Here is an 8,039-nt window from a genome sequence, read left to right on the forward strand (position 1 = left end):
GTTCACAGCTCTCCCAGGCGTCGGATCAGGGGGGCCACCCGCTGCACCCCGTGCCGGTAGGCGCCGCGCGCGGTCTCCCGCACGGCCCGGCGCAGCGGGCCGGGCGCGCGGTCGGTGACGGGCGCGCCGGGCAGCGGGGCCCCGTCGGGGGCCAGGTGGTGGCGGGCGAGGATGCCGGGCAGGTAGCCGGGCGCGGTGCGGTTCGTGTAGTACGGGTCGAGCGGCGGCAGTTGGGGCGCCCGGAGCAGCTTGGCGAGGCGTTCGCGGGCGGCGTCGTAGGCGTGCTGGTAGCTGCCGTCGGCCGCCACTCCCTGGCGGGCCAGCCACTCCTCGTCAGGGACCGGCAGGCGCCCGGCGTCCAGTTCGTCGAAGGAGGCGAGGATGCCGGAGCCGGTGAAGTGGTGGTTGCCGAGCGTCTCGCGCACCCCGAGGTCGGTGAGGACCGCGGTGGGGATGCGGCGGTGCAGGGACTCCAGGGCCGCCGTCGAGGACACCGTCACCAGCAGGTCGGTGCGGTCCAGGACCTCGCCCATGTGACCGTAGACGAGGCGGAAGTTGGACGGCCGGTCCAGGCGCTGGACCAGCTTCTGGTAAGGCAGCTCCTCGATGTGGGTGGTGTGCTCGCCGGGCCGGGAGCGGAGCTTGAGGAGGACCTCGCGCTCCGGGTGCCGCCGGGCGTGCCCGATGAGCCGCTCCAGCAGGTACTCGCGGTCCTTGCGTGTCTCCGGCACGGAGGGCTGGGCTGCGAACACCACGGTGCGGGGCCGGTCCTGCTCCTCCCCCCGGTAGGGCTCGCCGCCGAGGAAGGGCAGCGCCACCTCGGTGACGGCGTCCGGGTCGGCGCCCACACCCTCGTACACGGCGCGGAAACGGTCCGCGTCCTCCGTCGAGTTGGCCAGCACCAGGTCGGCGCCGTGGCGCAGCAGCAGGCCGTCGGCGAGCTTCTCGTAGACGACGCCGACATAGCCGGTCACGACCACCGGCCGTCGGCCCTCGGCGCGGGCACCCCACGCGTGCCGCAGTCCGTGCAGCACGGCCTGGACGCCGCCGCCCACCAGGGCGAGGACCACCACGTCGTACCGCTCCTCGGAGGCGGCGCGCAGGAACTCGACCGCGCTCACCTCGCGCAGGGAGTCCGCCTCGACGCCGACCTCCGCGAGCTGGCGCGGGGTGGGCGTGGCGCGGCCGCGCAGGAGGCGGCCGTGGAGGCGGACCTCCCGGCCGGCCGGCGCGAGCCGCCGTGCGGTGAGGGCGCCCCACTTCCACCGGGTGTCGGAGTCCGCGAGGACCGCGACCCGCAGCGGAGCGGCTGCTGACGTTTGCGTAGTGCGTGCTGACACACCAGGAACGCTAGAAAGGCATTCCGAGGCCCGGCCCAACCGCACTCCAACAAACGGTGAACAGAAAGCCGCCGCGAAACCAATCGGCCGGTCGGAGCAATTCGGGAAAGGACGGTTCACGTCCTTTCCGGCCCCTGTTCACCCGGAGTCCACCGAGGGATAAGAATGCGGGCCGGGCGAGCGCCTAGCGTCGGGGGCGTGGTCAAGCTCTCCGTGATCGTTCCCTTCTTCAACGTGCGGCAGTACGCGCCCGACACCCTGAGGAGCCTCGAGGCCAACACCGGACCCGACGTCGAGTTCCTGCTGGTCGACGACTGCTCGACCGACGACACCCCGGACCTGCTGGAACGGGCGCGGCGCCGCCTGCCCGGGGCGCGGCTGCTGCGGCACGAGCGCAACCGGGGCATCGCCGCCGCGCGCAACACCGGACTGGAGGCGGCGCGCGGCCGGTACGTGACCTTCCTGGACGGCGACGACTGGCTCGTCCCCGGTCACTACGCGCGGCTGGTCGCGGCCATGGACGACCTGGGCTGCGACTTCCTGCGCACCGACCACGTCCGCTCCACCGGCCGTGAACGGGTGGTCCAGCGGGTGCCGCACGGTCGCCGCGGCCAGGTCATGGACCCCCGCTCGGCGATCCTGCCCGCGGACCGCTCGACGTCCGTGGACCACCCCTTCGTGTGGGCGGACGTCTACCACCGCCGGCTGGAGGACCGCGGCCTGCTCCGCTTCACCGAGGGCCTGCACACCTGCGAGGACCGCCTGTGGACGTGGCGGATGCACCGCGGGGCCACGTCGTTCGCCGTGCTGAACCTGTACGGCGTCTTCTACCGCCGCGGAGTGGCGTCCTCGCTCACCCGTATCGGCGACGAACGGCAATTGGATTTCCTGCGCGCATTCGACACGGTCCTCGCGGAAACCGCCGAGGACCCGGACGGGGAAGAACTCCTGCCGAAGGTCGTGCGCACCTATTGCGCGATGATGTGCCACCATCTGGCCGCCGACGCGGAGGGCAGATATCAACCGGAGGTGGGCCGGAGACTGCGCGCGCTGAGCGCGGCCGCGCTGCGCCGCATGCCGCAGGAGGTGCTGGAGCGCACCCTGGACTCGATGGACGCCGAACGCGCGACCCGGCTGCGCCGGCTGCGCCGCCGCCCGGCCGTGGGAGCCGCCGCGTGACCACGCAGATCTTCCTCGCCTCGACCCTCTACGGCGCCGCCACCCTGGCCGCCGCCGTGGACGCAGGCTGCTTCGGCCAGGACGCCGGACGCCGCGTCCTGCTGGTCTCCAACAACGCCGCCGTGCCGGAGACCACCCCGGCCCTCGACGAGGCCCCCGGCTTCGCCGCGCTGCGCGGGCGCTTCGACGAGGTCCGCTCCTGGAACGAGGCCGTCGCCCCGTTCCACCCGTCCGGCTGGTCGCCCCGCGAGGAGGACACCGTCCTGTGGGAGCGCCACTTCCGCCTCGCCTGGGGGCTCGGCGAGGACGACGTGGAGCTGGCCGTGGAGTCCCTCCAGGCCCAGCCCGCGCTGGGGGTGGCGCAGATCTTCCATGGCGCCCCGCTGACCGTGTACGCGGACGGCCTGATGAGCTACGGGCCCACCCGGATCAAGCTGGACCCCCTGGTCGGCACCCGCGTCACCCGGGTCCTGCACCTGGACCTGGTGCCGGGCCTGCGGCCGCTGCTGCTCACCGAGTTCGGCGTGCCGGCCGAGCTGGTCCCCACGGACGCGTTCGGCAAGGTCCTCGACGAACTGGCCGAGCGGGCGGACGACCTGCCCGCGCTCCCCGAGGGTCCGGCCCTGCTGCTCGGGCAGTACCTGTCGGCGCTGAACATCCTCACCCCCCAGGAGGAGGAGGACCTGCACCTGCGGCTGGTGCGCGGCGCGGTCGCCCTCGGCCACCGGTCCCTGGTCTTCAAGCCGCACCCCACCGCGCCCGCCGCCTGGCACCGCGCCGTGGTCGACGAGGCGGAGCGCCTGGGCGCCGAGCTGACCGTGCTGGACGAGCCGGTCCTGGCCGAGGTGCTGTTCCGGCGGATCCGGCCCGCGCTGGTGGCCGGCTGCTTCTCCACCGCGCTGCTCACCGCCTCCGCCCTGCACGGCATCCCGGTGGCCCGCACGAGCACCGGGCTGCTGCTCGAGCGGCTGCGCCCGTACGAGAACAGCAACCGGATCCCCGTGACCGTGGTCGACGCCCTGCTGCCCGACCTCGACGACGCCGACGCGGTCCGCGGGCAGCGGGCGTCCATGACGGTCGGGGAGCTCGGCGAGCTGGTGCGCGCGGTGGGCTTCGCGATGCAGCCGAGGATCCACCCCGCGCTGCGTCCGGAGGCCGAGCGGTTCCTCAGGGGGCATCAGGACGCGCGGTGGCTGCGCTACTTCAAGCGCCGACGCCTGACCGGCCTCGCGCTCCCGGGCGGTGTCCCGGACCGCCTGACCTTCCTGGCCCGCAGCCGCACCCTCCGCCGCGCCGTCCGCAGGGCCCGGTCGCTGCGGGCACGCCGGCCGCGGGAGCGCTGACCGGCACGGCACGTCCAGGACGACGGCGAGGGGCCGCCCCCGGTACCGGGGGCGGCCCCTCGCCGTCGTGCGCCGGACCTCAGCGGTCCAGGAGGGCCTTGATGCGGGCGGCGTTCTCCCGGGTGACCTCCCACAGCTCGGCCTGGCGGGCGTGGACGTCCGCGACGGTGGCGTCGTGGTCGTCGAGGATGCCCAGCGCCCGCTCGGTGAGAACAGCGCCGAGGTCGCGGTCGTGGACCGACACGCCCCACTCGGGGCGGCCGATGTCCCGCAGGAAGTACGCCATCTTCGGGTGGGAGATCAGGCTGACGATCGGCGTGCCGAGGCCGAACGGGATCATCCCCGCGTGACCCCGCATCCCGATGACCAGCCGGGTGTCCGCGTAGGTCTCCCGTATCCGGTCGTTGTCGTAGTCGTACATCGGGATCACCGGCAGCGAGATGCCGTGCTCGCGCCGCAGGTCGAAGGCGATCCGCTCGTCCTCCAGCGCGTGCGCCACGCAGCGGACCTCGGCGCGCTCGCCGATCGCCCGGACCGCCTTGGCCGTCTCGGCGAGGAAGTGGTCGTAGTCGTGGCCGAAGCGCAGGCCCGCGCGGTCGTAGGCGGCGTTGAGCAGGACCGTGTCCTGGCGGCGCACCGGGTCGGTCCAGCCGGGGACGATGTGCCGGGCGACGGTGGTGGGGCAGGGCTGGAAGCGCACCTTGTCCCGCAGGGCTTCCGGCAGCATGGCGCGGACCTTCTCGATGGAGCCGTGGTTGCGCAGGCCGAAGAAGGCCGAGCGCTCCACCAGCAGGCGCAGGCTCTCGGCGAACCGGCGGGCCCGGTAGGACTGCCCGTCGAAGGCGTTGAACCCGACCGCGTACACCAGGATCGGCACGTCGATCGCGCGGAGCGCCTCGTCGGAGACGTTCCACTGCCAGCCGCTGGCCCCGTTGGGCATGGTGTCGGGGATGAACAGGCCGCCGCCGCCGATCACCAGGCCGCGGCGGGCGTTGACCCGCTCCAGGGCGGCCCGGTCGAAGAGCCGGTGGGCGTGCACGGGGTGCCAGCGCCGGGAGGTGGTGTCGGCGCCGAAGGCCTGCCGCACGCTCTCCGGGAGCAGCTTGTCGCCCGCGTTGCCCTGCCGCTCCATGTAGAAGGCGACGTGGGCGAGCTGGTCCTCCGGCGCGCCCTGCTGCTGCCCGGGCAGCGCCGCCCCGGGGCGGGTGCGCTCGGCCCAGATGCGGCTCGGCCGGTGTGTCGGGTCGACGGACAGGCCGGTGTTCGCGTGCCGCCGGGCCTCGTCGTCCCGGCCGTGCACCCACGCGATCTGGGCGAGGCGGGCACAGGCGACGGCGGCCCGGCCCGGGTCGGCGGCGGCCAGCAGCAGGTGGGTGCGGGCCTCCTCGTACCGGGAGACGCTCATCAGGGCGTGGCCGAGCACCTCGTGGCCCGCCGAGTCGTCCACGGTCAGCCGGACCCGGCCGAGGACGTCCACGGCCTCCTGGTACTCCCCCGCCGCGATGTGCGCGGACGCCACCCGGCGGGCGGTCTCCGGGTCGCCGGTGCGGGCCACGTGGGCGGTGCCGAGGTGGACGAGCAGGTCGTGGTGGACGCCGGCCCCGGCGGGCAGCGCGGCGAAGGCGGCGCGGAACTCGTCGTCCGTCATCGCGTAGTCGTGCCAGCGCTCCTCCGCCCGCGTGTAGCCGGCCTCGCCGCCCTGCCAGGGCTTGTGGCGGCCGGTGAAGTGGAGGATCGCGACGTCGTCGGGGACCTCCAGGTCGCCGGAGAGCCGCCGCTTGACGAAGTTGTAGCGGGCGTCGAGGCGGGTGAACTCCCCGTCCAGGACGGCGTTGAGGATGCCCTGGTCGTGCTTGTCCAGCTCGTAGGCGCCGCTGCGGCCGGTCTCGTCGATCCGGGCGCAGAACGCGTCGGACAGGTACTCGCGCTGGATGACCAGCAGCCCGGAGTTCAGCTTGTGCCGGCCGTGGAAGAACTGCGGGACGGCCGCGAGCCCCTCGCGCAGCCGCAGCAGCTCGCCCAGGTCGCCGAGGACCACCATGTCGGTGTCCAGGGTGATCACCGTGTCGTAGTCCCGGATGCGGAACACGTCGAGGATGAAGTAGGCCTTGCGGACCAGGTAGTTGTGCTGGTCGCCCTTGGCGTAGGAGTCGTAGTGCTCCGCGTCCACCGGGCGCAGCACGATCCGCGGGTGCAGGGCGCGGATGCGGGCGACGGAGGACGGCCGCAGGTCGTCGTACAGGACGACGAAGTCCTCGCACAGGCCCGGGTTGGTCAGGGCGAGGCTGCGCAGCAGGGTCAGGAAGCCGGGCAGGTAGTTCTCGTCGACGTAGGCGGCGAAGGCGATCCGCCGCCGGCCGGTGAGCGCGTGGGCGGCGGTGTCGGGCACGGCGCCGGTCCGCGGGGAGGTCTGCCGGGCCTGCTCGGTCAGGTCGGGGAGGGTGGCGGTCATCGCAGGGAGATCCTCGTGTCGGTCACGCGGCGGGCCCGGGCGAGGACCCAGTCCTTCTCGCTGGTGTACTCGTGGACGGTGGTGATGGGCAGCTTCATCGCCGCGTCGACGCGGTAGGCGCCGCTCTCGTAGAAGTCGAAGCCGATCAGGTCGATCACCGGGTTGACGTCCAGGAAGTCCAGCAGCCACAGCATGTTGAAGCCGGTGGTGGGGATGGCCGGCCACTCGTCGGAACCGACCTTGCCGATGTTCCGCAGTGGCCAGCGCAGCGACTCGTCTCCCAGGTACTCCTGGGCGCCGGGGACCAGGCGGTTGCGCAGCGAGTACTTCCACTCGTGGGAGAGCCCGCCGAAGACCAGGCGGGTGGTCACCGGCTTGTCCCAGTTGAAGCCGTGCTTGTGGATGGTGGCGTGGACGTCGGTCCGGCTGCCGGTGTGGGCCGGGTCGATCCGGTAGGAGTTGAACCGGACGACCAGGTCGTAGTCGTCGATCTCCCGGCCCAGGCCGCCGGCGCCGACCCGGCCGGAGTTGGCGACCAGGCACACCGAGCGGCCCTCGATCGTGTTGCGGAATTCGCCGAGGCTCAGCCAGGTGACGCCGCCCATGGCGGGGTCGGCGACCGGGCCGCGCCGCCGGGTGCGGTGCTGCTCGGACCACAGGGCGGCCAGCTCCGTGAGCGCGCCGGTCCCCCGCGGGTCACCGCCGGTGCGGGCGTCCTCGACGCGCAGGTCGACGTAACCGGACAGCAGCCGCTGCCGGTCGGGGACCGGGGCGCCGGAGCGGGCGTGCGCCAGCAGGGCGGCGACCAGCAGGTCCTCCGCCTCCTCCCGGGCGCCGCGGGCGCGCAGCTCCAGGCCCTCGGCCCACAGTTCGGTCGCGGGCCGCCGGGCGGCGAGCGCCTGCGCACCCGGGCGGGTGCGGCACAGCAGGTCCAGCAGGTCGCGTTCGCGGTCGGCGGCGGTGCGCAGGCCGGTCAGCTTGGCGGCGATGCCGGTGCCGTCGTTGCTGGTGAGCTCCAGGAAGCGGGCGTACGCCTCGACGGCGGCCGCCTCGTCGCCCTTCGCCTCCATCACACGGGCGCGCAGCCGCCAGCCGGCGCGCGAGTTCTCGCGCAGCGCCAGCACGGTGTCGGCGATCAGCTCGGCGAGGCGGCGCTCGTCGTCGTAGTCGCAGCGCAGCGCCTTGCCGGCGACGGCGATCAGCGCGTCCAGCACGTCGTTGGTGAGCCGGGTCCCGGCGGAGCCGCCCTTCACCACCCGCTTCAGCACCGCGGCCGCGCCGGCGGCGCCCTGCGGGGCGGCCTGGGCGGCCGGGCGCATGCTCCACAGCGCGAGCAGCTTGCGCAGTTCCTCGGCCAGCTCCCCGCGCCGACGGTCGACGCTGCCGACCAACTTGCCGCTGTGCACCGCGCAGGCGGCGAGGCAGTCCTCCAGCTGCCCCGCGCCTCTGGTGCCCGGACGTCTCTCCTCGACCGCCGTCATGCCACTCCTGCTCGCTGCCGCTCGCTGTCACCTGTCGGGTTCTGCGAGCACGCTAGGAAGGGAAAACGTCGGACGGGTGAATGCGCGCGGACGCGGGGGCGAATGGTGGGAACCGGGGCCGACGCGGAGGTGACGCCCCGGCCAACTCCCCCTGCCGGGGACGTGCGGTGCCCGTACTCCCGCTGCGGGCGGCTGGGCCACCCAGGGGGCGATGGGGGTACCCCCTGGACGAAGTCCTTGGGGG

5 protein-coding genes are annotated in these 8,039 nt (G+C 73.8%); 2 read left to right on the forward strand and 3 right to left on the reverse strand.

Features of this window, described 5'->3' with window-relative positions:
* Positions 1–2: 2 nt before the first annotated feature.
* Positions 3–1,340 (reverse strand): DUF6716 putative glycosyltransferase, encoded by a 1,338-nt coding sequence (locus ACOV8S_RS16530; RefSeq protein WP_448318566.1) that lies wholly within the window; start codon positions 1,338–1,340, stop codon positions 3–5.
* A 198-nt stretch (positions 1,341–1,538) separates the two neighbouring features.
* Here ACOV8S_RS16530 and ACOV8S_RS16535 point away from each other — a divergent pair, with 198 nt between their 5' ends.
* Together ACOV8S_RS16535 and ACOV8S_RS16540 are read left to right on the forward strand one after the other, a co-directional pair.
* On the forward strand, positions 1,539–2,519 hold the full coding sequence (locus ACOV8S_RS16535; RefSeq protein ID WP_448318567.1) for a glycosyltransferase family 2 protein: 981 nt from the start codon (positions 1,539–1,541) through the stop codon (positions 2,517–2,519).
* The gene (locus tag ACOV8S_RS16540) at positions 2,516–3,862 is read left to right on the forward strand and encodes a polysialyltransferase family glycosyltransferase (RefSeq protein ID WP_448318568.1); all 1,347 of its coding nucleotides are present in this window, start codon (positions 2,516–2,518) and stop codon (positions 3,860–3,862) included. The genes ACOV8S_RS16535 and ACOV8S_RS16540 overlap by 4 nt, the downstream gene beginning before the upstream one ends.
* Before the next feature lie 79 nt (positions 3,863–3,941).
* Here the strand turns inward: ACOV8S_RS16540 and ACOV8S_RS16545 are convergent, their stop codons facing one another.
* Entirely contained in the window at positions 3,942–6,314 is a 2,373-nt protein-coding gene (locus ACOV8S_RS16545; RefSeq protein WP_448318569.1) for a glycosyltransferase, read from the reverse strand.
* Positions 6,311–7,795, reverse strand: coding sequence for a hypothetical protein (locus ACOV8S_RS16550; RefSeq protein WP_448318570.1), 1,485 nt, complete (start codon positions 7,793–7,795; stop codon positions 6,311–6,313). Before ACOV8S_RS16550 ends, ACOV8S_RS16545 begins: the two co-directional genes overlap by 4 nt.
* Positions 7,796–8,039: the final 244 nt, after the last annotated feature.

The organism is Streptomyces sp. CO7, assembly GCF_053474865.1.